The following is a 22,948-nucleotide window of genomic DNA, read 5'->3' as shown; positions in this document are numbered from 1 at the left end:
AAGACGCCGGCGGGCAGGATGCGCCCATGCATCTGGTGCTGGCAGGCGCGGGGCACGCGCATCTGGAGGTGCTGCGGCACTTCGGCCAGCAGCAGGCGCGCCGAAACGCGGAGGCGCCACGGCTCACGCTGGTCGCGCCGGACGCCATCACCGTCTATTCGGGCGCCGTCCCGGGGGTGGTGGCCGGCCTGCTGCGGCCGGGTGCGGCTGAGATCCCCCTGGCGCCGCTGCTGGCCCGCGCCGGTGCGGAATGGATCGAGGACCAGGTGACCGGCCTCGATGCCGGCCGGCGGCTGGTCCTGCTCGGCCGGAACCCGCCCCTGCCCTATGATCTGCTCTCCCTCAACACTGGCGCCCGCCCTGTCACGCCGCCCGGCAGCGTGCCGGTGCGCCCGTGGCGCGGCTTCTTCGCGGCCCTGGCGGCGCTGGATCCGGCCGCCGGGCGGGTGGCGGTCATCGGCGCGGGGGTGGCGGGCGTCGAGCTGGCACTGGCGCTCGCCCGCCGCCCGGGGCCCCATCCGCTGCTGCTGGAAGCGGCACCGGAACTGCTTCCGGGGCTGCCGGCATCCTTCCGCGCCCATGCGGAGCGGGCCTTGCGGCTGGCTGGCGTCTCCTGGCGCACCGCCTTCCCGGTGGAGCGGCTCGATGAGGGCATGCTGCACAGCCTGGAGGCCGGCATGGGCCAGGTGGCGCTGGCGATCGCCTGCGCCGGCGCGCTGCCCGGCCTGGACCTGCGCACCAGCGGCCTCGCCTGCGACGCGGCGGGCTTCCCACGGGTGGACGAGGCGCTGTGCAGCGTGAGCCATCGGGAGGTGTTCGGCGCGGGTGACGGTGTCGCCGCGGGCCTGCCGAAGGCGGGTGTCTGGGCGGTGCGCGCCGGCCCGGTGCTGGCCGGGAACCTGTCGCGGGCCCTGCGCGGCGAACCACCCCGGCCCTGGACGCCACAGCGCCAGGCGCTGATGCTGCTTGGCACCGGGCGGGCGGAAGCCATCGGCCTCTGGCGCGGGATCAGTTTCGAGGGAGCCTGGGCCTGGCGGTGGAAACGATGGCTGGATGACCGCTTCGTGCAGCGCTACGCCGGCGCGGGAGGGGGCTGGCTTTGACGGACCGCTTTGACCGACCGCTTTCCTGGCCCATCTGCCTTGCGGCGCGCGCAAAATTCCTCGCGGGCGCCTGCCACCGGCCATCGCCTCGCGCGTTGGCGGCTCAGCCTGCGCCCGCCGCGCCCTGACCCGGCGCGGCCCTGACCGGAGAACCACCCCGATGCCCCGCACCGACCTCACGCGTCGCGCCACCCTGGCCACCGTCACGGCCCTGCTGCTCGTATCTCCGAGCCTTGGTCATGCGCAGGACAAGCCGGTTGTCGTCGGCTCCAAGCTCGACACCGAGGGCGCCCTGCTCGGCGAGATGATGGCGCAGCTCCTGGAAGCCAAGGGCGTGAAGGTGGAGCGCCGCCTGCAGCTCGGTCCGACCCGCATCGTGCGGCAGGCGCTGCTCTCCGGCGAGATCGACCTCTATCCCGAGTACACCGGCAACGGCGCCTTCTTCTTCCAGATGGAGGACGACCCGGCCTGGCACGACCCCTCCAAGGCCGCCGACAAGGTCCGCGGGCTGGACCTGGAGCGCAACAGCCTGGTCTGGCTGCAGCCGGCCAGCGCCAACAACACCTGGGCGATCGCGGTCCGCCGCGACATGGCCGGGCCAGCCAAGCTCAGGTCGCTGGAGGATCTCGTCGGCTACCTGAAGTCGGGCGGCGCGTTCAAGCTGGCCGCCTCGGCGGAGTTCGTCGAGAGCCCGGCGGCACTGCCGGCCTTCCAGAAGGCCTATGGCTTCAACCTCTCGCCGGCGCAGCTGCTGGTGCTGGCGGGCGGCGACACCGCCGTGACCATGCGCGCCGCCGCCGAGCAGCTCAACGGGGTGAACGCCGCCATGGTCTATGGCACGGATGGGGCCATCTCCGCGCTGGACCTCGTGGTGCTGGAGGACCCGAAGGGTGCCCAGGTCGTCTATCAGCCGGCGCCGGTGGTGCGGAAGGCGGTAACGGAGCGCCTGCCGCAGATCGACGAATGGATGCGGCCGCTCTTCGCCTCGCTCACATTGGAGACGCTGCAGAAGCTGAACGCCCGCATCGTGGTGGAGGGCCAGCCGGCGCGGCAGGTCGCCGAGGCGCATCTGCGCGGCCTCGGCCTGCTGGGCTGAGGCATGCCGCTGCGCCCTGCCCTGCTCGCCACAGCCCGGCCCACCACCGCCCCTTCGCCGCCCCGCGAGGCCACGGCCGTGGCGCTGCTCGCCGCGCTGGCGGCGCTGGCGCCCTTCCTGCTCGGCTGGCTCTCGGTGGCGCCCAACCGGCTGCTGAGCCCGCGCCCCGCCGCCCTGCCGATGGAACCTGGGCTGGGCCTGGCCATGGGCGGCTTCCTGCTCGCCTGCCTGCTGGTGCTGCTGCTGGCGCGCCGCACGGCCCTGCTGCCCTGGGCGGAGGCGGCCGCCGCGCTCGCGCTCTGCGCCCTGCTGGCCACCACCGGGCTGGGCGCCCGGGCGGTGCTGGAGGCGGCCTCACCCGCGGCGCGCGCCATGCCGGCGGCGGGGGTCTGGCTCGCCATGCTGCTGCTGGCGCTTGCGGCGGGCAGCTGCGCCGCCGGGCGCGGCGGCACGCCGGGCCGCTTTCTGGCCCTGGCGGTGCTGGGCGTCGGCGGCATGCTGGCCACCGGCCTGCTGGACAGTCTCTCCGTGGTGCGGGAGGCCGCCGCGCGCGGGCCGGAGCTGCGGACGGCACTGAACGGCCATCTGGCACTTGCCGGCGGCGCGCTGGCGCTGGCGCTGCTGATCTCCGTGCCTCTCGGCCTGCTGGCGCTGCGCCACCCCCGGCTGGAAGCGGCGCTGATGGGCGTGGCCAACGGCTTCCAGGTGGTGCCGTCGCTGGCGCTGTTCGGGCTGCTGATGGGGCCGCTGGCGGCGCTGGCTTCCCTCTGGCCAGCGCTGCGCCAATGGGGCGTGGGCGGCATCGGGCCGGCGCCGGCCATCCTCGGAATCGCCGCCTATCTGCTGCTGCCGCTGGCCAGCAGCCTGCTGGCCGGGCTGCGCGTCGCCTCGCCCGCCCTGCTGGACGCCGCCCGCGGCCAGGGCATGACGGAAGGCGGCATCCTGCGCCGGCTGCGCCTGCCGCTCGGGCGCGGGGTCATGCTCGGCGGGCTGCGGGTGGCGGCGGTGCAGGCGGTGGGGCTGGCGACGCTGGCGGCGCTGATCGGCGGCGGCGGCCTCGGCAGGCTGGTGTTCCAGGGCATCGGCCAGATGGCGACCGATCTGATCCTGCTCGGCGTGCTGCCGGTGGTGCTGCTCTCGCTGCTGGTGGACGGGCTGCTGGCCCTGCTGCAATCGGCGCTGGAGGTGGCGCGATGATCCGCTTCGAGGGTGTGACCCGCCGGTATGGCGACCGTGCGGTGGTGGACCGCGTGACGCTGGAAGTGCCGGACGGCAGCATCTGCGTGCTGCTCGGCGAATCCGGCTCCGGCAAGTCCACGCTGATGCGGATGGTCAACCGGCTGATCGAGCCGAGCGCCGGGCGCGTGCTGGTGGATGGGCGCGACGTGGCCACCGCCGATCCCGAGGCGCTGCGGCGCGGCATCGGCTACGTGATCCAGTCGGTCGGGCTGTTTCCGCACTGGCGGGTGGCGGAGAACGTCGCCACGGTACCGCGCCTGCTGGGCTGGGAGGCGGCGCGCATCACCGCCCGGGTGGACGAGCTGCTGGCGCTGGTCGGGCTGGAGCCGGGGCGTTTCCGCGACCGTTTCCCGCACGAGCTGTCCGGCGGGCAGGCGCAGCGCGTCGGCCTCGCCCGCGCCCTCGCCGCCGACCCGCCGCTGCTGCTGATGGACGAGCCCTTCTCCGCCCTCGATCCCGGCACCCGGCGTGGGCTGCAGGCCGAGCTTCGCACCATCCATGCCGAGACGGGCAAGACCATTCTCTTCGTCACGCATGACGTCGAGGAGGCGCTGGCGCTCGCCGATACCGTGGCGGTGCTGGAGGAAGGCCGCCTCGCCGCGCGCGGCCGCCCGGCCGAGCTGCTGGAGCGCGGCACCGGCGCCCCGGTGCGGCGGCTGTTCGGCGAGGAGAGCCTGGCCTTCCACCGGCTGGCCACCCTGCCTGCCAGCGCCATCGCCCGCCCCGAGGACGCCACGGACGACCTGCCGATCCTGCCGGCCGACGCCTCGCTCAAGCAGGCGCTGATGCTGATGCTCTCCGAGGGCAGCGACCGGCTGGCCGTGCTCCCCGCCGGCGCCTTCCCCGGCGGCACGCTCCACTGGGCCGACCTGGTGCACCCGGCATGATCGCGCTGCTGGCGCAGGTGGCGGGTTTCCTCCTCGCACTCTGGGCGGCCCCGCATCTGGGCGTGCTCTGGCACGCGCTCTTCCCCGCCCTCGCCCGCCCGACCTGGGACAGCCAGAGCTGGTTCACCCTGCTGGGGGAACATCTGCTGCTGTCGCTCGGGGCGGCGCTGATCGCGGCCGTCCTGGGCCTGGGCGCCGGCATCCTGGCGACGCGCGGCGCCGGCCGCGCCCTGCGCCCGCTGCTGGACGCGCTCTTCGCCTTTGCCCAGGCCATCCCGCCCGTGGCGGTGATCGCGCTGGCCCTGCCACTGCTCGGCTTCGGCGCGGCGCCGACGCTGCTGGCCCTGGTGCTCTACGCCGCCCTGCCGGTGATGCGCAGCGCCGTGGCGGGGCTGGATGCCGTCTCTCCCGCCGTGCTGGACGCCGCGCGCGGCACCGGCATGGGGCGGGCTGGTATCCTGGCGCGGGTGGAGCTTCCCCTGGCCCTGCCGGTGATCCAGGCCGGGCTGCGGGTGGCGGTGGTGCTCTCCGTCGCCACCACCGCCGTCGGCGCCGTGGCGGGGGCGAGCTGCCTGGGCACCCCTATCGTGGTCGGGCTGGCCAATGGCAACACCGCCTGGGTGCTGCAGGGAGCGATCTTCACCGCCTGGCTGGCGCTGATCGCCGACCGGGCGCTGCGGCTGGGGCTGCGCCGCGGCGCCACGGCCTGAGGCGGCGCTACAGCCGCACCTTCAGCAGCCGCCCCAGCTCGCCCATGATGCCGGCGCGGAAGAGCAGCACGCAGACGACGAAGATCACGCCCTGGATCACCGTCACCCAGGCGCCCAATTCGGCCAGCTGGTTCTGCATCATCACGATCACCGCCGCGCCGGCCACCGGGCCGAACAGCGTGCCGAGGCCGCCGAGCAGCGTCATCAGCACCACCTCGCCCGACATGGTCCAGTACACGTCGGTCAGCGTCGCGATGCCGAAGACAATGGCCTTGGCACTGCCGGCGACCGCCGCCAGGGTGGCCGAGAGGGTGAAGGCCAGCAGCTTGTAGTCGTCCACGCGGTAGCCGAGCGAGACGGCGCGCGGCTCGTTCTCGCGGATCGCCTTCAGCACCTGGCCGAAGGGCGAATGGACGACGCGGCTGATGAACAGGAAGCCGGCCAGGAAGATCACCGCGACCAGCCAGTAGAGCGACATGTCGGCGCGCAGATCGATCAGGCCGAAGAGCGCGCCGCGCGGCACGCGCTGGATGCCGTCCTCGCCGCCGGTGAAGGGTGCCTGGAGATAGAAGAAATAGACCATCTGGGCCAGGGCCAGGGTGATCATGGCGAAGTAGATGCCCTGGCGCCGGATGGCGATCCAGCCCGTCACCGCGCCGAGCACCGCGCCGAAGGCGCCGCCCACCAGGATCGCCAGCTCCGGCGAAAGGCCCCAGACCTTGGCCGCATGCGCCGCGAGATAGCCGCCGGTGCCGAAGAACATGGCGTGGCCGAAGGAGAGCAACCCGACATAGCCGATCAGCAGGTTGAAGGCGCAGGCGAAGAGCGCGAAGCACAGCAGCTTCATCAGCAGCACGGGGTAGAGGAAGAACGGCCCGGCAATGACCAGCACGAGCATCACCAGGAAGGCGACGCTCTGCGCGCGGTTGAAGCCGAAGCCGGAGAGGCCGAGCAGCCCGGGCGCGTCATTCACCGGGGCGGCCGCGAGGGCGGATGCCTGAACGGCCATGGATCAGGCCCTCCCGAACAGGCCGGCGGGCCGCGCCAGCAGCACAATGGCCATGATGACGAAGATCACGGTGGAGGACGCCTCCGGATAGAAGACCTTGGTCAGCCCCTCGACCAGTCCCAGGCCGAAGCCGGTGATCACCGAGCCGAGGATGGAGCCCATGCCGCCGATCACCACCACGGCGAAGACGACGATGATGAGGTTGGAGCCCATCTGCGGGTTCACCGAGTAGATCGGCGCCGCCAGCACGCCCGCGAAGGCGGCGAGCGCCACGCCGGCGGCATAGGTCAGCGTGATCATGCGCGGCACGTTGACGCCGAAGGCCTGCACCAGCGCCGCGTTCTCCGTCGCGGCACGCAGATAGGCGCCGAGCCGGGTCTTCTCGATGACCAGCCAGGTGGCGAGGCTCATCACCAGCGCCGCGACCACCACCCAGAGGCGGTATTTCGGCATGAACATGAAGCCGAGATCGACCGGCGGGCCGCCCAGCGCCTCGGGCGGCGCGTAGGGCATGCCGGAGGAGCCGAACTGGTTGCGGAACACGCCCTCGATGATCAGCGCGAGGCCGAAGGTCAGCAGCAGGCCGTAGAGATGGTCCAGCTTGTAGAGCCGGCTGATCATCGTCTTCTCCAGCAGCACGCCGAAGGCGCCGACGATCAGCGGCGCGATGATCAGCGCCGGCCAATAGCCGATATGCAGCCAGTTCAGCAGCATCCAGGCGACGAAGGCGCCCATCATGAACTGCGCCCCATGGGCGAAGTTGATGACGTTCAGCATGCCGAAAATGACGGCGAGGCCGAGCGAGAGCAGCGCATAGAAAGCGCCGTTCACCAGGCCGAGCGCGACCTGCGGCAGGCCGATCTGCAGTTGGAACAGGAGGTCGTCGAGCACTGGCGGGGCTTCCTGCGGCGAGGCATGCGGAAGGCGCGGCGGCGGCCTTCATGCCGCCGCCGCGCCGCGGGTCGGCTCAGGTGCGGACCAGGCTGCAGCCGCCCTCGCCCAGCGGGCGGAAGGCCTCGTCCGGCGCGGTGGTCTGCAGCAGCTTGTAGTAGTCCCACGGCCCCTTCGACTCCTCGGGGTTCTTCACCTCGAAGAGATAGGCCGGGCAGAGCTTGCGGCCATCCTCGCGGATCTTGCCGGCGCCGAAGCAGTCGTCGTCGGTGGGCATGGCCTTCATGCGGGTCACCACGTCCTTGCCGCTCGCCTTCGCGGCGCTCACGCCCATGTCCTTCACCGCCTTCAGGTAGTGCAGCACCGAGGCGTAGCAGCCGGCATGATCCATGTTCGGATAGTTGTCGCCCACCGCGTCCTTCACCCGGCCGAGGAAAGCGCGGGTGCGGTCGTTCAGGTCCCAGTAGAAGCTCTCGGTGCAGACCAGGCCCTGCGCCGTCTTCAGGCCGAGCGCGTGCACATCGCCGATGAACATCAGCAGCACGGCGAGCTTGGTGCCGCGCCGGGTGACGCCGAACTCCGCCGCCTGCTTCACGCAGTTGATGGTGTCCGTGCCCGCGTTGGCGAGGCCGATCACCTTGGCGCGGCTGCTCTGCGCCTGCAGCAGATAGGAGGAGAAGTCGGTGGACTGCAGCGGGTGCCGCACGCTGCCCAGCACCTTGCCGCCCGCCGCCTTCACGAAGTTCGCCGTGTCACGCTCAAGCGAGTGGCCGAAGGTGTAGTCGGCGGTGATGAAGAACCAGGTGTCGCCGCCCGCCTTCACCATCGCGCCGCCGGTGGACTTGGCGAGCATGTAGGTGTCGTAGGTCCAGTGCACGGTGTTGGGCGTGCACTGGCCGCCGGTCAGCTCCGTGGTGGCGGCGCCGGAGTTGAGATAGACCTTGTTCTTCTCGCGCACCACGGTGTTGACCGCCAGCGCGACCGAGGAGTTCGGCACGTCCACGATGACGTCCACGCCATCCTGGTCGAACCACTGCCGGGCGATGGTGGCGCCGATGTCCGGCTTGTTCTGGTGGTCGGCGACGACGACCTCGACATTGGTGCCGGGCGGCGCCATCTCCTTCACCGCCTGGCGCACGCAGGCGACCGAGGTGGGGCCGGAGGTCTCGCGATAGACGCCCGACTGGTCGTTCAGCACGCCGATCTTGATGGTGCCCGACTGCGCCCGCGCGCGTCCCGGAAAGGCGCCCAGCGCCGGCGCCATGGCCGCGGCGGCAACGGTCTTCAGTACGCTGCGACGATCTTGTGTCATCGATCCGTTTCTCCCATTGCCCCTGTGGCTTCCCGGGGCCGGTTCCACAGCGCCGCGCGGCGTCGGCGGCCGGCGGCCGCGCGGGCGATCAACATGCCGGGCGCGCTCAGACGCCCAGGTATCCGTGCAGCCTGTCCATCGCGCCGGCCATCTCCGCATTGCTTACGGCATCCACGACGCGGCCGTGCTCCATGACGTAGTGGCGGTCGGCCACGGTCTGCGCGAAGCGGAAGTTCTGCTCCACGAGCAGCACCGTGAAGCCGCGCGCCTTGATGGCGCGGATGGTCCGGCCGATCTGCTGCACGATGACGGGAGCCAGCCCCTCGGTCGGCTCGTCCAGCATCAGCAGCCGCGCGCCGGTGCGCAGGATGCGCGCGATGGCCAGCATCTGCTGCTCGCCGCCCGAGAGCCTGGTGCCGGGCGAGCGCGCGCGCTCCTTCAGATTGGGGAACAGCGTGTAGATGGCGTCGAGTTCCATCCCGCCCGGGCGCACCACCGGAGGCAGCAGCAGGTTCTCCGTCACGTCGAGGCTGGCGAAGATGCCGCGCTCCTCCGGGCAGAGGGCGATGCCGGCGCGGGCGATGCGGTCGCTGCGCGCGCCGATCAGCTCCTGCCCCTCGAAGCGCACGCTGCCGCTGCGCCGGCCGACCAGGCCCATGATGGAACGCAGCGTGGTGGTCTTGCCGGCGCCGTTGCGGCCGAGCAGCGTGACCACCTCGCCTTCCCGCACCTCGATGTCCACGCCGTGCAGCACATGGCTCTCGCCGTACCAGGCCTGGAGGTCGGCGACCTTCAGCAAGGGCTCAGCCATGCGCCTGCGCTCCTGACATGGCGGGATCGGTGCCGAGATAGGCGGCGACGACCTCCGGATTGCGGGAGACGCTGGCATAGTCGCCCTCGGCCAGGACCCGGCCGCGCGTCAGCACGGTAATGGTATCGCAGAGGCCCTCCACGACACGCAGATTGTGCTCCACCATCAGCACGGTGCGGCCCTGCGCCACACGCCGCACCAGCGCCACGACGCGGTCCACGTCCTCATGCGCCATGCCGGCCGTCGGCTCGTCCAGCAGCAGCATCACCGGATCGAGCGCCAGCGTGGTGGCGATCTCCAGCGCCCGTTTGCGGCCATAGGGCAATTCGCCGGCCAGCAGGTGCGAATGGCTGCCCAGCCCGACATCCTCCAGCAGCGCGCGGGCGCGGGCGTCGTACTGGCCGAGCACCTTGTCGGAGCGCCAGAAATCGAAGCTGCGACCGCGGGCGCGCTGCAGCGCCACCCGGACATTCTCCAGCACCGTCAGGTGCGGAAAGACGGCCGAGATCTGGAAGGAGCGCACCAGGCCGAGCCGCGCCACCTCGGCCGGCTTCATGCGGGTGATATCCCGCCCGTCGAAGCGGATGGTGCCGTGCGTCGGCTGCAGGAACTTGGTCAGCAGGTTGAAGCAGGTGGTTTTACCCGCTCCATTCGGCCCGATCAGCCCATGGATGCTGCCGCGCCGTACATTAAGCGAAACGTCGCCCACGGCCGTGAAACCAAGGAACTCCTTGGTCAGGCCCTCCGTCGCCAGGATGGTGTCCACCCTGCATCTCCCGCTTCCCTGGACATTTTAAGGCTGTTTCACAAGCCATTACGGGAAGAATGACGAAGCGGCCGCTCCAGCGCAAGCGCCCGCTTCACGGCATGCACGGGCGGATCATATGGCGAAGTTCAGCGCCTCCGGCGCGGGCCGGCGCAGGCCCGCGACAGTTGCGCGGCGCAGCAACTCGGCCACGGTGTGGCCCCCCAGCATCTCCAGCAGCGCCCCTTCCAGTTCCGCCCAGAGCGGCTGCATCACCAGGCTCTGCAGGGGCGAGGGCGGCATGTCCTCGGTCGGTGCGCCGGCCTCCGGCGCGCTGACCGCGCCCACCACCTCGGCCAGCGTGATGTCCCGCGCCGCGCGCCCGAGCCGGTAGCCGCCCTTCGGGCCGCGTGTGCTGCTCAGGATGCCGGCGCGCGACAGGGCCTGCAGCACCGGCTCGATGCCGCGCCGCGCCTCGCCCAGCCGGTCGGCGATGTCGCCCGCCGGGACCGTGGTGCCGCGCCCGGCATGGAAGGCCACGTCCAGGACAATGGAAACCGCGGTCATCGCCCGGTCCCGCCGCAATAACATCGTGACTGCCCCCTGATCCACGCGCACAAGGCGTGATATACCGCGCCCATGCGCGAAGGAAACACCTCCCGATCCGCCACGCCCGCCTGTTCGGCGCAAAGCGCCGGCCGAATGCATCCGAGCGTGCTCTCCACCATCGGCAACACGCCGCTGGTCCGCCTGCCCCGCCTGGAGGCAGCGCATGGCCTGCACGCACGCCTGGCGCTGAAGCTGGAGTTCTTCAATCCGCTGGGCTCGGTGAAGGACCGGATCGGGCTGGCGATGATCGAGGCGGCGGAGCGCGAGGGGCGCATCACGCCCGGCGAATCGGTGCTGGTGGAGCCGACCTCCGGCAATACCGGCATCGCGCTCGGCTTCGTGGCCGCCGCCAAGGGCTACCGGCTGATCGTGACCATGCCGGACGGAGCCAGCACCGAGCGGCGCAAGATGCTCCGCCTGCTCGGCGCGGAGGTGGAGCTCACACCGGCCAGCCAGGGCATGTCCGGCGCCATCGCGCGGGCGGAGGCGATTGTCGCCTCCACGCCAGGCGCCTGGATGCCGCGGCAGTTCGACAATGCCGCCAACCCGGCCGCCCATGAGGCCACCACCGCGGAGGAGATCTGGACCGACACGGCAGGCGAGGTGGATGCCGTGCTCGGCGGGATCGGCACCGGCGGCACGCTGACGGGCATCGCGCGGGCGCTGAAACCCCGCCGCCCGGGGCTGCGGGTGATCGGCGTGGAGCCGGCCGAGTCGGCCGTGCTCTCCGGCGACGATCCCGGTCCGCACGAGATCCAGGGCATCGGCGCCGGCTTCCGCCCGGCAGTGCTGGAACTGGCGCGGATCGACGAGGTGCGGCGAGTGACGGAGCGCGAGAGCTTCGCCGCCGCCCGGCTCTGCGCCCGTACCGAGGGGCTGCCGATCGGCATCTCCTCCGGCGCCGTGCTGCATGCGATGCTGGACCTGGCGGCGGACCCGGCGATGGAAGGCAGGCTGATCGTCGGCATCGCCGCTTCCTTTGCGGAGCGCTACCTTTCGACGGACCTGTTCGCGGGGCTGTGAGCGGCGCCGCCTGGGCAACGAGTACCGGGCTGCCAGACCTGCGCGCCGACCCTCTGGAGCCGGCCGCAGACCCGCATTGGGTGGAGAACGCCAGAAGGGAGGATGTATTTCAGCGCCGGAGCTGCATGGCCGCTGGCCACTTGGACCGGCACGTTCTTCCGGGTGCAGGGGGGGTGATGTGGTCGGAGCGGCGGGATTCGAACCCACGACCCCCAGTCCCCCAGACTGATGCGCTACCAGGCTGCGCTACGCTCCGACGCGGTGGGCAATAGCACCGGCGCTCGCCCCCCTCAAGCCCCGCAGATCACGGGATATGCGCTTATCGGCCTTCCTGGCCGCTCTCCCCCATTTCACCGAGCAGGCGCAGCTCGGCCGCAATCGCCTCCAGCTCGCCCAGGATGTCACGCAGCGCGGCGTGGCCGGAAAGCGCGGGGGGCGCCTCCACTTCGATCTCGGCTTCCATTTCGCCGGGCTCCGGGCCCTCCAGCCCGCTCTCGCGCAGCAGGCGCTGCACGCCCTTGATCGTGTAGCCCTGCGTGTAGAGGAGATCACCGATGCGGCGCAGCAGGGCAATGTCCTCGGGCCGGTAGTAGCGCCGCCCGCCGCCGCGCTTCAGCGGCTTGAGCTGCGGGAACTTGGTCTCCCAGAAGCGCAGGACATGCTGCGGGATCTGCAGATCCTCGGCGACTTCGGAGATGGTGCGGAAAGCAGTGGGCGCTTTGCGCAGTCGGCCGGAAACCTCCTGGTCCTCAGGCATGAGTTGCACCCCGTCATTCATCGTCGGATCCAGCCTTGGCACCGGCCTGACGGCCGGGGGCGTCATTCATCATCAGGGCCGGCCGACTCGCCATTCAGCCGTGCCTTGAGAACCTGACTCGGCCGGAAGGTCAGCACCTTCCGCGGCATGATCGGCACTTCGACGCCCGTCTTGGGATTGCGCCCGACACGCATCCCCTTCTGCCGCACGGAGAAGGTTCCAAAGGCGGAGATCTTCACCGGACGGCCGGCTTCCAGTGCTGCGGAGATGCGTTCCAGCACATCTTCCAGCAATGCGGCGCTTTCGTTCCGCGACAGACCGACCTGCGCATAAATCGCCTCGGCCAGTTGCGCGCGCGTGATGGTGTTCATGACCGAGCGCGGCCCATGGCGTGAGACTCCTCGCAACCCCTTCTTCTTGCAACAGAACCGGGATGACCGGCCGAGGTCAACCGCGCCGCGGGGTGTGGCGTGGAAGCTTCAGCAGGGTGATGCTTTTATGCAACAGCGGTCCTGGCGGGGCGCCGCGTTCAGGCGCCGTCGGCGCGGGCCGTCGCGGTCAACAGGCGCTCAATGGGATTCCAGAGCATGGCCGCCTGTTCGACCGGCCGCCCGCCGACATGGATCACCTCCATGCCGACAAGCTGCCCGCCCAGCCGCTGGTAGAACCAGCGGGAGGGGTTCTGGGTGAGCACCCAGAGCATGACCGAACCGCAGCCGATGGCCGCCAGATGCGCCGCGGCGGCCCGCATCAGGCGGCGGCCGAGCCCCTGCTCGCGCCAGTCGTCCAGCACGTAGAGGGTTTCGATCTCACCCTGCGCAAGGCCGCGGCGGCGGGCCCTCCGGCAGGAGGCGAAGCCCACCACGCGCGGGACCTCCTCCTCCTCCTGTTGCTGGGGCGGCAAGACGGCGACGAAGAGCGCCTCTCCGTTCTGCCGCTCGACGAGGCTGCGGTGGTAGCCGCCGGCGATCCGCGGCAGCGAAAGGCCGGCGAGATAGGCGTCCGGCAGCAGGCCAGGATAGGTGCTGCGCCAGCAGGCGATGTGCACAGCCGCGATGGCGGTGGCGTCGGCGGGTTGGGCCCGGCGGATGCAGATCATCGGCGCGTGGCTCCCCTCCCTTTCCGGGCTGCGTCAGGCCTTTCGCCGCAGGACGGCGGCGAAGAAGCCATCCGTCCCGTGATCATGGGGGGCCAGTTCCATCCAGGGCCCTGTCCCGGGCGGCGGCGCAGAGGGCGCTGCAGGCGCGAAGGCGTCAGTCCAGGCTTCCGCCAGCGGCACCGCCTCGTAGGCGGGGTGATCCGACAGGAAGTTCTGCACCTGCACTCCGTCCTCCTCCGGCAAGACCGAACAGGTAGCGTAGACCAGCTTTCCGCCGGGGCGAACCAGACCGGCAACACTATCCAGGATAGCGCGCTGCTTCGTGATTAGCTCCTCGAAGTCGCGAAAGCTCGTCCGAGTCCGCGCGTCAGGGTTGCGTCTCCAGGTTCCGCTGCCCGTGCAAGGTGCATCAACCAAGACACAATCGAACTGCCCGGCGCGCCTTTTGACCCAGCGATCGCCCGGCGTGAGGAGATGGCGCTCAGCATTGTCCACGCCGGCCCGGCGAAGCCGCTTCGCCGCCCCTTCCAGGCGTGTCGCCGAGACGTCGCAGGCGACGATCCGCCCCCGGTTCCCCATCATGGCAGCGACGGCCAGCGTCTTGCCGGCGGCGCCGGCGCAGTAGTCGGCCACCCGCATGCCTGGTCTGGCGCCGGTCAGCAAGGCGATGAGCTGGCTGCCCTCGTCCTGGATCTCGATCAGCCCTTCGGTGAAGGCGCGGCTGGCCAGGATCGGCCGGCGGTCCGGCACCCGCAGCCCCCAGGGAGAGAAGGCCATCGGCTCAGCCTGGATGCCCTCGGCGGCCAGCACGGCGGCGGCCTGCTCGCGCGTGCCGCGCAGCAGGTTGGCGCGCAGGTCGAGCGGCGCGCTGCCATCCATCGCGGCGGCAGCCTCCGGCAGCGCCTCGCCGAAGCGCGCCTGGAAACCGGGCAGCGCCCAGTCCGGCAGGTTGTGGCGCGGCCCCTCCGGCATTCCAGGCGGAACCAGCGGTGCGCCTTCCAGCGCCTTGATGGTGGCCAGCTCGCCCGGGTCGGGCGGGTCGGCGTTGAAGCGGCCACCGGGAAAGCCCTGCAGGACCTCGGCCCCCGCCCAGCGCTCCACCAGCAGGAGATACGCCATCAGCAGCAGGCGCGGCGTCGGCGGCAGGCCGCGCGTGGCGAGGTGCCATTCCAGCCGCAAGCGCTGGCGCAGCACGCCCCAGGCGCGCTCCGCCACCGCCCGGCGGTCGCCGCTGCCGATGTAGCGGCGCTCGCGGAAGAAGGCGTTGGCGGTGGCATCGGCCGGGCGGCGCGGCGCGGCCTCCACCTCGGTGAGCAGCGCCACCGTGGCGGCAATGCGCGCGGCGGGAGTCATGGCGCGGCGTCAGCCTTCCTGGCGATAGTTCGGCGCCTCGCGGGTGATCGCCACGTCATGCACATGCGACTCCCGCAGGCCGGCATTGGTGATGCGGCGGAAGGTGCAGCCCCGCTGCATCTCGGCGATGGTCGCGTTGCCGGTATAGCCCATGGCCGAACGCAGGCCGCCGACGAGCTGATGGACCACCGGCCCGACCGGCCCCTTGTAGCCGACGCGGCCCTCGATGCCTTCGGGCACCAGCTTCATCTGGTCCTGCACCTCGGCCTGGAAATAGCGGTCGGCCGAGCCGCGGGCCATGGCGCCGATCGAGCCCATGCCGCGATAGGACTTGTAGGAGCGGCCCTGGTAGAGGAACACCTCGCCCGGCGCCTCGTCCGTGCCGGCGAAGAGGCTGCCCATCATCACGCAGTCGGCGCCCGCGGCGATCGCCTTGGCGATGTCGCCCGAGGAACGGATGCCGCCATCGGCGATGGCGGGGATGCCCTTCTCATGCGCCGCCGCGGCGCTTTCCAGCACCGCGGTGAGCTGTGGCACGCCGACACCGGCGACGATGCGCGTGGTGCAGATGGAGCCGGGGCCGATGCCGATCTTGACCGCATCCGCCCCCGCCTCGGCAAGCGCCTCGACCGCCTCGGGCGTCGCCACGTTGCCGGCGATCACCTGCACGCTGTTGGAAAGCTGCTTGATGCGCTCGACCGCCTTCAGCACGCCCGCCGAATGGCCATGCGCGGTGTCCACCACGATGACGTCCACCTCGGCCGCGATCAGCAGCTCGGCGCGGCGCAGCCCGTCCTCGCCGGTGCCGGTGGCGGCGGCGGCGCGCAAGCGGCCCATCGCGTCCTTCACCGCGTTCGGGTTGGCCTGGGCCTTGTCCATGTCCTTCACGGTGATCAGGCCGATGCAGCGATAGGCATCGTCCACCACCAGCAGCTTCTCGATGCGGTGCTTGTGCAGCAGCCCCCGCGCCTTCTCCGCCGAGACCTCGGCCGTCACCGTCACCAGGTTCTCGCGCGTCATCAGCTCGTAGACGCGGATGTTGGGATCGGTGGCGAAGCGCACGTCGCGGTGGGTCAGGATGCCGACCAGGCGGTTGCTCTCCCGCTCGACCACCGGAATGCCGCTGATGCGGTAGCTGGCCATCAGCGCCTGGGCCTCGGCCAGGGTCTGGTCGGGATGGATGGTGACGGGGTTCACCACCATGCCGCTCTCGAACTTCTTCACCTGCCGGACCTGCGCGGCCTGCTCCTCCGGCGTGAGGTTCTTGTGGATGACGCCGATGCCGCCGGCCTGCGCCATGGCGATGGCCATCTGGCTTTCCGTGACCGTGTCCATGGCGGCGGAGATCACCGGCATGTTGAGCGCGATCTCGCGCGTCAGCCGGGTGCGGATGTCGGTTTGCGACGGCAGGACCGTCGAATAGGCTGGCACCAGCAGCACGTCATCGAAGGCATAGGCCTCGGCGATGAGGGTACGGCGCGGCGCGGCGCCGCGTTCAGCGGGGCCGTCGGTCGGGATGGTGTCGGGAGCCATGGCGGGAGCCTTTCGCAGAACTCACAGGCGCGTTCCGCAGCCTTGGCGCGTCCCCCTACCCCAGAATCGCGCTTCGCCGCAAGCATCGCAGGCGTGATGATCGCGCAAGGGCGCCCCGCGCCACCCGCTCAGCCCTGCCTGCCACGGAAGCCCTGGGCGACCACATACATCTCTGCGCTGTCCTTGCGGCTGGCCGGCGGCTTGGCGTGCTTCACGGTGGCGAAGTCGCGCTTCATGCGGTTCAGCAGGTCGCGCTCCGTGCCGCCCTGGAACACCTTGGCGACGAAGCCGCCGCCCGGGTTCAGCACCTTGCCGGCGAAGTCGAGCGCCAGCTCGACCAGGCCGAGGATGCGCAGATGGTCGGTCGCGTTGTGGCCGGTGGTGTTGGGCGCCATGTCGGAGAGCACCAGGTCGGCCGGTCCGTCCAGCGCCTCCAGCACACGCTGCTCCACCGCCTCGTCCTGGAAGTCGCCCTCCAGCAGGATGGCGCCGGCGATCTCGTCCATCGGCAGCAGGTCGAGGCCCACCACCTTGCCGTGCTCGCCCGCCCGCTGGACCGCAACCTGCGTCCAGCCGCCGGGCGCGGCGCCGAGGTCCACCACGCGCTGCCCGGGGTGGAACAGCTTGTACTTCTCGTCCAGCTCCAGGATCTTGAAGGCGGCGCGGGAGCGCCACCCGGCGGCCTTGGCGGCGCGCACATAGGGGTCGTTCAGCTGCCGCTCCAGCCATTTCTGGCTGGCGGTGCTGCGGCCCTTGGCGGTGCGCAGGCGCGTGGTCAGGCCGCGTCCGGCCTCGCTCGGCAGTTTCACGATTTCTCCATCCTCAAGGGGCGGGATGCGCGGCCGCCCGGTGCCAGGCGGCGGCGCGGCGGGGCGCCGCCCGCTCCTGCCGCATCATGCGCAGCAACATGCCCTCCCGCAGTCCCCGGTCGGCAACCGTGACGGAGGAGGAGGGCCACACCTTCCGGATCGCCGCATAGATGGCGCAGCCCGGCAGCACGAAGTCGGCGCGCTCCGGCCCGATGCAGGGATGCGCCCGCAGCCCCTCCGGGCCGAGGGCGAAAAGGTCACGCAGCGCCTGGTCGGCGGCCTCGGTATCCAGCACGCGGCCATCGATCAGCGGGCGGGAGTAGCGCGGCAGCGCCAGGGCCACGCCGGCCAGGGTGGTGACGGTGCCGCTGGTGCCCATCAGCCGCACTCCGCCCGCCCGCATCTCGCGCGCGATGCTGTGCACATGGTCGAAGCGGGACAGTTCCTCGGCGACCTCGTCCACCACCCGCCGGAAGCCCTCCGGCGTGCCACAGCAGAGCCCGGCCCGCTCGGCCAGGGTCACGACGCCGAGCGGCAGCGAGATATAGCCGATCAGCTCGGTGGCGCCGCGGCCCTCGCTGCGGATCCAGGCGATCTCGGTGCTGCCGCCGCCGATGTCGAACAGCAGCGCCCGCCGGTCCTGCGTACGCAGCAGCGGCGCGCAGGATTCCATGGCCAGTTCCGCCTCCTCCCGCGCCGAGATGATGCGGATGGGCAGGCCGGTGGCGGCGCGCGCCTCGGCCACGAAGGCCGGGCCGTTGCGGGCCTGCCGGCAGGCCTCGGTGGTGACGGCCAGAAGCCGGCGCAGCGGCCGCCGCAGCAGCTTCTGCGCGCATGTCTGGAGGGCTGTCAGCGCCCGGCCCATGGCTCCTTCGGAGAGCAGCCCATGGGTCGCCAGCCCCTCCCCCAGCCGGACGACCCGGCTGTAGCTGTCCAGCACGCGGAAGGAGCCGGAGGCGGTGGGGGCGCCTACCAGAAGCCGACAGTTGTTGGTGCCCAGGTCAATCGCCGCGAATATCCCGGCAGCACGGTCCGGGCAGGTGCGGGGCGAGGTGATGGCAGGGCGGGATACAGCTTCTGGCATGATGATTCGGCCTTCCCACGGCCGCCGGGGCAGCGGCAACACGGGGGGCTTTTTCATGATCCGACCTATGGGCGGCGAGAGCAAGAAGTTTCGCATCGCACTGCGGAACGATTCACCAGACGGGTTGCATCACTCCTGCACCGGCGCTATATCGCCGCCACCGCCGGGCGGCTGGTGGGGAATAGTTTAACGGTAGAACTCCCGACTCTGACTCGGGCAGTCTTGGTTCGAATCCAGGTTCCCCAGCCACAACTCTCCCAAGCATTTGTAGATGATGACGAAGGTGGCCCGGCTTTTTGCTCGGAGCCGCCTTTGTCTGTTGCCCTCCCACCTTCCTGCCAGGACCGCGTCTTCTACTGTCGCTGGCTGGGCGGTGCCTGATTCACGCATGACCGCCGACGATCCTTGAGGTGCCCTCGCGCTGCGGCGCGGCGGCATGACCTGCCATAAGCAAGGGCCGGTTTCCTGGCTGCTGTTGCATGTGGAGCGGGCAGCATGGCTGAGCCACGGCACCGTCGCGATCGCCGCCCTTCCCCCTGCAAGCGGCGCCCTGCTGCACGCCCTGGAGCGAAGCGCTGCTCTGTGCCTGCTTAGAATATCTTCGGAGCCTTGAGCTTAGAGGATCTGGCAAGTTTTATGTGTCGCCACGAAATACTTGTGGTCCAGCCCCGCCTTGGGCATCTTACGTGGCGCCACATAAAGCCGGAGAGCGTCATGGGCAGGGCCCGGGATTCTGTAGCGCCGCAAAAGCGCGAACCCCAACAGGAGAGTGTAGACCCGGTGCCCGCCGGAGGCAGCGTCCCCCGGCCGCGGGAAGAGCAGGCGCAAGCGGACAGCACAGCCGAGGGCAGCGCAGGCGATCGGTACGTCCAGGCGGCTGCGGAGCGCCATGACGAGACGCCGTGCGGCGATGCAGGAAATGAGGCCGCCGTGCGGAATTCCGTGTCGCCACAGAAGAAGCGGGGGCGGCCGCCGCGCTTCGGCGAGCCCATGTCGAACTCCCTCAGGAGCCGTTTGAAGCGAGAAGCTCGCCGAAGCGAGGTCGGAGACACGCTGCGCCTGCTAACTGATCTTCTGCTCACGGATTCTCCCGAAGCCGCGGCCTTCAAGCTCGAAATTGGCGAGATCCGTGGCTACAGCGAGACCGCCACACGGGTTCTCGCAGCGTACGGCCTGGCGGAGGAGTGGGCACGCATTGCTGCGCGGCTTGCACCAGGCGCCTCCCATAGGAAGGGATGAGAGGCAAATGTGTCCTGAATTGGGCCGCCTGTGTTCTTCCCCTCCGTTGCAGAATCACCAATAAATACCTGAAATATAGAGTATTTTTTCGATCCACCCACCCCTCGCAGCCGTCCGGGGGCGGCACATAACCGGCCGTTCTCTTCACGATTAGGGCAAAATAAGCCAGAACCGCCACATTTAGGGCTGAAATGTGGCACGACTTGCCCTAATTAGGATGACAGCAGAGGAGGCCGCCCTATGATGGACCGCAAGCCGACCCAGAGCGAAACGACTGCCGAGCGCCGCCCGAGCCCTGCCGCTCCGGAAGGCGATCGCTACGACACCTTCCGCAGCGAAGCTGGCAGCGGCTATGCCAGCTGGAACTCCTGGGGCGAGCGCAACCCCCTTACGCTCGGCTCCTTCGGCCGCTGGTAAGCCTCTTCCTACCCATCCCTGTTCTCCGCGGAGCCCGGCCCCCCAGCCGGGCTTTCGTCTGCCTGATGGATGACTTGCGCGGTGTCCGCCCCAACTCCGGGCGGACACCGCCTTCCCTCACCCCGCGCGGGCCGGCGGCTCGGCACCCCTCTGGCTGGTGATCAGCCCATAGGCTTCCGGGCGGCGATGGGCCGCGAAGTTGAACATCTTCTCCTTACCCTGGCGGCAGAGATCGAGGTCGCATTCGGCCAGGATGACCTCGTCGGCCAAAGTCCTTGCCTCCGCCACGATGCGTCCGTTCGGGTCCACGATGCAGGAGCCGCCGATCAGGCCTGAGCCATCCTCATCCCCTGCCTTGGCCACCGCCACCGCCCAGCTCGCGTTCATGTAGGCATTGGCCTGCGCCATCAGCTGCGAGTGGAAGGTGCGCAGCGCGGCGTCTTCACCGTCGCCGCCATTGGGGTCGTAGGCGGCCGAGTTGTAGCCGACCAGCAGCATCTCCAGCCCCTGCAACCCGTACATGCGCCAGGCTTCCGGCCAGCGGCGGTCATTGCAGACCAGCATGCCCAGCACGGGCTCGCCCCAGGAGGCCGGACCCCGGAAGGCCGGGAAGCCGAGGTCCCCGTACTCGAAGTAGCGCTTCTCAAGCTGCTGGAAGCGGGAGCCGGCGCGTGGCTCGACCGAGCCCGGCAGGTGCATCTTGCGGTATTTCTGGAGCAGCGTGCCGTCCGGCCCGACGGTGATGGCGCTGTTGAAGCGCTTGCCCTCCGGCGTCTTCTCGGCATAGCCGACATAGAAGCCGACCCCGAGTGCGCGCGCGCGGTCGAACAGCGCCTGCGTGCCGGGGCCCGGCATGGCGGTCTCATAGAAGGCGTCAAGCGCCGACTCGTCGAGCAGCCAGCGCGGGAAGAAGGTGGTGAAGGCCAGCTCGGGGAAGACCACGAGCTGCGCACCGCCGGCCGCCGCCTGCTCCAGCAGGGCGATCATCCGCGCCAGGGTCTGCGAACGGGAATCGGCGCGTTGTGTCGGCCCCATCTGGGCAGCGGCGACACGCAGGATACGGGACATGGCGGAAACCCTCAGCTGGACCGCATGGCGGCGGATGGACTTTCCCCGAATGCCGCAGCCTTCCCCGGGAGGCAATCCGGCGCGGCAGCCAGCCCCCGTGTTAACCGGCTGGCGACGCGTGCTCAGCCAATCTGCCGCTGCTCGACGATGGCGCGCTTTTTGCCGCGTGGAGGGCCCAGGAGGGACCATCTTCAATGACGCAGAGCCTCGCCGCGGGGCCCTCTGCCCGCACAGCCTCGAAGCCCGGCGCTCGCCCCGGCTGGAGCCGGATGTTCGCGTCGCACCGTAATCCGTTGTCTGCCCTCATCGCGCTGCTGGCGCTGCTGGCGGCGCTCGTCACCGCCCTCGTGCCGCCCGCCAGCTATTTCCTGGGGCAGCGTGCCTATGAGGTCGGAGCGCTTGAAGCGCGGGCCCGCTCCCTGGCGGCCGCGCTGACGCGGCAGGGCTGGCTGCTGAATGCGCCCGGCAGCGAAGCCTACCTCCGGCGCATCCTGCGCGGCGAGGCGGGCGGGCAGCAGCCGGAGATCCAGCGCCTCCTATGGGCGGACGGCACCGTCCTGATCGCCGAGGAGCCGGAAGTGGCCCTGCCGGCCCCCGTGCTGCGTCGCCGCGCCCTCTTTGTCACGGAGGGGGATGTGCTGTGGCAGGTCGAGGTGGTGCGCTCGGTGCGGCCCGCCTTCCTGGGCGCCGCCCTGCTGCTGGCTCCCTGCGCCGGACTCGGCCTGCTGGTCTTCCTCCTGCTGCGGCTGCTGCCGTTCCGCGCGCTGGCCGATGCGCTCGGCCGGGCCGCCCATCTCTCCACCCATGACTCCCTGACCGGCCTGATGAATCGCGACGCCTTCCAGGACCGGCTGCTGCAGGCGTGGCAAGGCACGCGGCGGGAGGATGAAGCCCTGGCGGTCCTGCTGATCGATCTCGACCGCTTCAAGCCGGTCAACGATACATTCGGGCATGCCAGCGGCGATGCGCTGCTCATCGCGGTGGCCCGGCGGCTCTCCGGGGCGCTGCGCGCCGGCGACGTCCTGGCACGCCTCGGCGGCGACGAATTCGCCATCCTGCAGACCGGCACCCGGCCCGAGGCCGCCGCCGCCCTGGCCACCCGGCTGCTCGCGCAGTTCGCCACGCCCTTCGTCCTGGGAAGCCATCAGGTCGAGATCGGCGCCAGCATCGGCATCGCGCTCGGATGCCCGGGCGAGCCGGCCGGTCCCCATGATTTGGTGCAGCAGGCCGATCTCGCGATGTATCAGGCGAAGCGGAGCGGCCACGCCGGGTTCCGCTTCTTCACGCCGGAGCTGAACGAGCAGTTGCGGGAGCGGCACGCCCTGGAGCGGGACCTGCGGCGCGCGCTGCAGGAGGGCCAGTTCCGCCTGGCCTACCAGCCGCTGGTCTGCCTGGCCTCGGGACGCGTGCTCGGTGCGGAGGCGCTGCTGCGCTGGCACCGCCCCGGCCATGGCGACATCCCGCCCGACCGGTTCATCGGCCTGGCGGAGGAGATCGGACTGATCGGGCCGCTCGGGGCCTGGGTGCTGCAGGAAGCCTGCCGCGAAGCCGCGCTCTGGCCGGCGCCGATCGGCGTCGCGGTCAACGTGTCGCCGCTGCAGTTCCTGCTGCCCGACCTGGACGGGACAGTGAAGGCGGCGCTGCAGCGGGCGGGCCTGGCGCCGGAGCGGCTGGAGCTGGAGATCACCGAGGGCATCCTGCTGCGCGACACCCCCGACACGCTCGAAGCCCTGGGCCGGTTGCGGAACCTTGGCGTGCGGCTCGCGATGGACGATTTCGGGACCGGCTATTCCAGTCTCGGCTATCTCAGCCGCTTCGCCTTCGACAAGATCAAGATCGACCGCAGCTTCGTGCGGCATCTGGCCGATGACCCGAAGGCCAAGGCGGTCGTGCGCGCCGTGATGGGCATCAGCCAGACGCTGGGTATCCGCGCCCATGCGGAGGGGGTGGAGAGCAGCGAGCAGGCGGAGCTGCTGCGTCAGGAAGGCTGCGAGGAGGTCCAGGGCTACCTCTACGGCCGCCCCATGTCGCCCGACCAGTTCGCCACCCTCTGTCGGCGGGCTGCCTGAGCCCTCCGGCCCCGCCGCCGTAGCTCGGAGGTTGACGCGGGGCGCCGATCTGGCGCACGACCCCCCCTCGTTCCCGCCAACCAGC

22 protein-coding genes and 2 tRNA genes are annotated in these 22,948 nt (G+C 70.7%); 9 read left to right on the top strand and 15 right to left on the bottom strand.

Annotated features, from left to right (window positions below; translation table 11 throughout):
* Positions 1-26: 26 nt before the first annotated feature.
* The 5 genes from QMO56_RS08910 (at position 27) to QMO56_RS08890 (ending at position 5,035) form a co-directional block, all read left to right on the top strand.
* The gene (locus QMO56_RS08910) at positions 27-1,103 is read left to right on the top strand and encodes an FAD-dependent oxidoreductase (RefSeq protein WP_283525021.1); all 1,077 of its coding nucleotides are present in this window, start codon (positions 27-29) and stop codon (positions 1,101-1,103) included.
* Between the two features lie 160 nt (positions 1,104-1,263).
* Complete coding sequence (locus QMO56_RS08905; RefSeq protein WP_283525019.1) at positions 1,264-2,199, top strand: ABC transporter substrate-binding protein; 936 nt, start codon at positions 1,264-1,266, stop codon at positions 2,197-2,199.
* A gap of 3 nt (positions 2,200-2,202) precedes the next feature.
* Entirely contained in the window at positions 2,203-3,396 is a 1,194-nt protein-coding gene (locus QMO56_RS08900; protein ID WP_283525018.1) for an ABC transporter permease subunit, read from the top strand.
* Entirely contained in the window at positions 3,393-4,325 is a 933-nt protein-coding gene (locus tag QMO56_RS08895) for an ABC transporter ATP-binding protein (protein ID WP_283525016.1), read from the top strand. The genes QMO56_RS08900 and QMO56_RS08895 overlap by 4 nt, the downstream gene beginning before the upstream one ends.
* Complete coding sequence (locus QMO56_RS08890) at positions 4,322-5,035, top strand: ABC transporter permease (RefSeq protein WP_283525014.1); 714 nt, start codon at positions 4,322-4,324, stop codon at positions 5,033-5,035. The genes QMO56_RS08895 and QMO56_RS08890 overlap by 4 nt, the downstream gene beginning before the upstream one ends.
* A 7-nt stretch (positions 5,036-5,042) precedes the next feature.
* Here the strand turns inward: QMO56_RS08890 and QMO56_RS08885 are convergent, their stop codons facing one another.
* The 6 genes from QMO56_RS08885 to QMO56_RS08860 form a co-directional block, all read right to left on the bottom strand.
* A complete protein-coding gene (locus QMO56_RS08885) occupies positions 5,043-6,044 on the bottom strand; it encodes a branched-chain amino acid ABC transporter permease (RefSeq protein WP_408906514.1) in 1,002 nt (333 codons plus the stop codon).
* 3 nt (positions 6,045-6,047) lie between these two features.
* Positions 6,048-6,935: a branched-chain amino acid ABC transporter permease gene (locus tag QMO56_RS08880; RefSeq protein ID WP_283525012.1), complete on the bottom strand. Its 888-nt coding sequence runs from the start codon at positions 6,933-6,935 to the stop codon at positions 6,048-6,050.
* A 76-nt stretch (positions 6,936-7,011) separates the two neighbouring features.
* A complete protein-coding gene (locus QMO56_RS08875) occupies positions 7,012-8,247 on the bottom strand; it encodes an ABC transporter substrate-binding protein (RefSeq protein ID WP_283525011.1) in 1,236 nt (411 codons plus the stop codon).
* A 106-nt stretch (positions 8,248-8,353) separates the two neighbouring features.
* Positions 8,354-9,058: an ABC transporter ATP-binding protein gene (locus QMO56_RS08870; RefSeq protein ID WP_283525009.1), complete on the bottom strand. Its 705-nt coding sequence runs from the start codon at positions 9,056-9,058 to the stop codon at positions 8,354-8,356.
* A complete protein-coding gene (locus tag QMO56_RS08865) occupies positions 9,051-9,824 on the bottom strand; it encodes an ABC transporter ATP-binding protein (RefSeq protein WP_283525007.1) in 774 nt (257 codons plus the stop codon). The genes QMO56_RS08870 and QMO56_RS08865 overlap by 8 nt, the downstream gene beginning before the upstream one ends.
* Positions 9,825-9,938: 114 nt before the next feature.
* Positions 9,939-10,394 (bottom strand): Rrf2 family transcriptional regulator, encoded by a 456-nt coding sequence (locus QMO56_RS08860; protein ID WP_283525005.1) that lies wholly within the window; start codon positions 10,392-10,394, stop codon positions 9,939-9,941.
* 111 nt (positions 10,395-10,505) lie between these two features.
* Here QMO56_RS08860 and cysK point away from each other — a divergent pair, with 111 nt between their 5' ends.
* Positions 10,506-11,435 carry a cysteine synthase A gene (cysK, locus tag QMO56_RS08855; RefSeq protein ID WP_283525004.1) on the top strand — a complete coding sequence of 310 codons (930 nt, stop codon included), beginning with the start codon at positions 10,506-10,508 and terminating at the stop codon, positions 11,433-11,435.
* Between the two features lie 179 nt (positions 11,436-11,614).
* Here the strand turns inward: cysK and QMO56_RS08850 are convergent.
* From QMO56_RS08850 to QMO56_RS08815, 8 genes are all read right to left on the bottom strand, one after another.
* A tRNA-Pro gene (locus tag QMO56_RS08850) sits at positions 11,615-11,691 on the bottom strand.
* Positions 11,692-11,754: 63 nt separating this feature from the next.
* Positions 11,755-12,192: a MerR family transcriptional regulator gene (locus tag QMO56_RS08845; protein ID WP_283525003.1), complete on the bottom strand. Its 438-nt coding sequence runs from the start codon at positions 12,190-12,192 to the stop codon at positions 11,755-11,757.
* A gap of 62 nt (positions 12,193-12,254) precedes the next feature.
* Complete coding sequence (locus QMO56_RS08840; protein ID WP_283525001.1) at positions 12,255-12,563, bottom strand: integration host factor subunit alpha; 309 nt, start codon at positions 12,561-12,563, stop codon at positions 12,255-12,257.
* Between the two features lie 158 nt (positions 12,564-12,721).
* Positions 12,722-13,291 carry a GNAT family N-acetyltransferase gene (locus QMO56_RS08835; protein ID WP_283525000.1) on the bottom strand — a complete coding sequence of 190 codons (570 nt, stop codon included), beginning with the start codon at positions 13,289-13,291 and terminating at the stop codon, positions 12,722-12,724.
* Between the two features lie 33 nt (positions 13,292-13,324).
* Positions 13,325-14,644: an RsmB/NOP family class I SAM-dependent RNA methyltransferase gene (locus tag QMO56_RS08830; protein ID WP_283524999.1), complete on the bottom strand. Its 1,320-nt coding sequence runs from the start codon at positions 14,642-14,644 to the stop codon at positions 13,325-13,327.
* 9 nt (positions 14,645-14,653) lie between these two features.
* Complete coding sequence (guaB, locus tag QMO56_RS08825) at positions 14,654-16,177, bottom strand: IMP dehydrogenase (protein ID WP_283524997.1); 1,524 nt, start codon at positions 16,175-16,177, stop codon at positions 14,654-14,656.
* A 128-nt stretch (positions 16,178-16,305) separates the two neighbouring features.
* Positions 16,306-16,986 carry an RlmE family RNA methyltransferase gene (locus QMO56_RS08820; protein WP_283524995.1) on the bottom strand — a complete coding sequence of 227 codons (681 nt, stop codon included), beginning with the start codon at positions 16,984-16,986 and terminating at the stop codon, positions 16,306-16,308.
* A 13-nt stretch (positions 16,987-16,999) separates the two neighbouring features.
* Complete coding sequence (locus tag QMO56_RS08815) at positions 17,000-18,070, bottom strand: Ppx/GppA phosphatase family protein (protein WP_283524993.1); 1,071 nt, start codon at positions 18,068-18,070, stop codon at positions 17,000-17,002.
* 175 nt (positions 18,071-18,245) lie between these two features.
* Here QMO56_RS08815 and QMO56_RS08810 point away from each other — a divergent pair.
* Positions 18,246-18,319, top strand: a tRNA-Gln gene (locus QMO56_RS08810).
* 1,230 nt (positions 18,320-19,549) lie between these two features.
* Positions 19,550-19,726 carry a hypothetical protein gene (locus tag QMO56_RS08805; protein ID WP_283524992.1) on the top strand — a complete coding sequence of 59 codons (177 nt, stop codon included), beginning with the start codon at positions 19,550-19,552 and terminating at the stop codon, positions 19,724-19,726.
* Between the two features lie 117 nt (positions 19,727-19,843).
* On the opposite strand, the gene QMO56_RS08800 is transcribed toward QMO56_RS08805, so the two are convergent.
* Entirely contained in the window at positions 19,844-20,794 is a 951-nt protein-coding gene (locus tag QMO56_RS08800; RefSeq protein ID WP_283524990.1) for an N-carbamoyl-D-amino-acid hydrolase, read from the bottom strand.
* 293 nt (positions 20,795-21,087) lie between these two features.
* On the opposite strand from QMO56_RS08800, the gene QMO56_RS08795 reads away from it, so the two are divergent.
* The gene (locus QMO56_RS08795; RefSeq protein ID WP_283524988.1) at positions 21,088-22,863 is read left to right on the top strand and encodes a bifunctional diguanylate cyclase/phosphodiesterase; all 1,776 of its coding nucleotides are present in this window, start codon (positions 21,088-21,090) and stop codon (positions 22,861-22,863) included.
* Positions 22,864-22,948: the final 85 nt, after the last annotated feature.

Source organism: Roseomonas sp. E05, from assembly GCF_030063475.1.
Taxonomy (GTDB): domain Bacteria; phylum Pseudomonadota; class Alphaproteobacteria; order Acetobacterales; family Acetobacteraceae; genus Pseudoroseomonas.
This window is presented reverse-complemented; position numbering and strand designations above follow the sequence as displayed.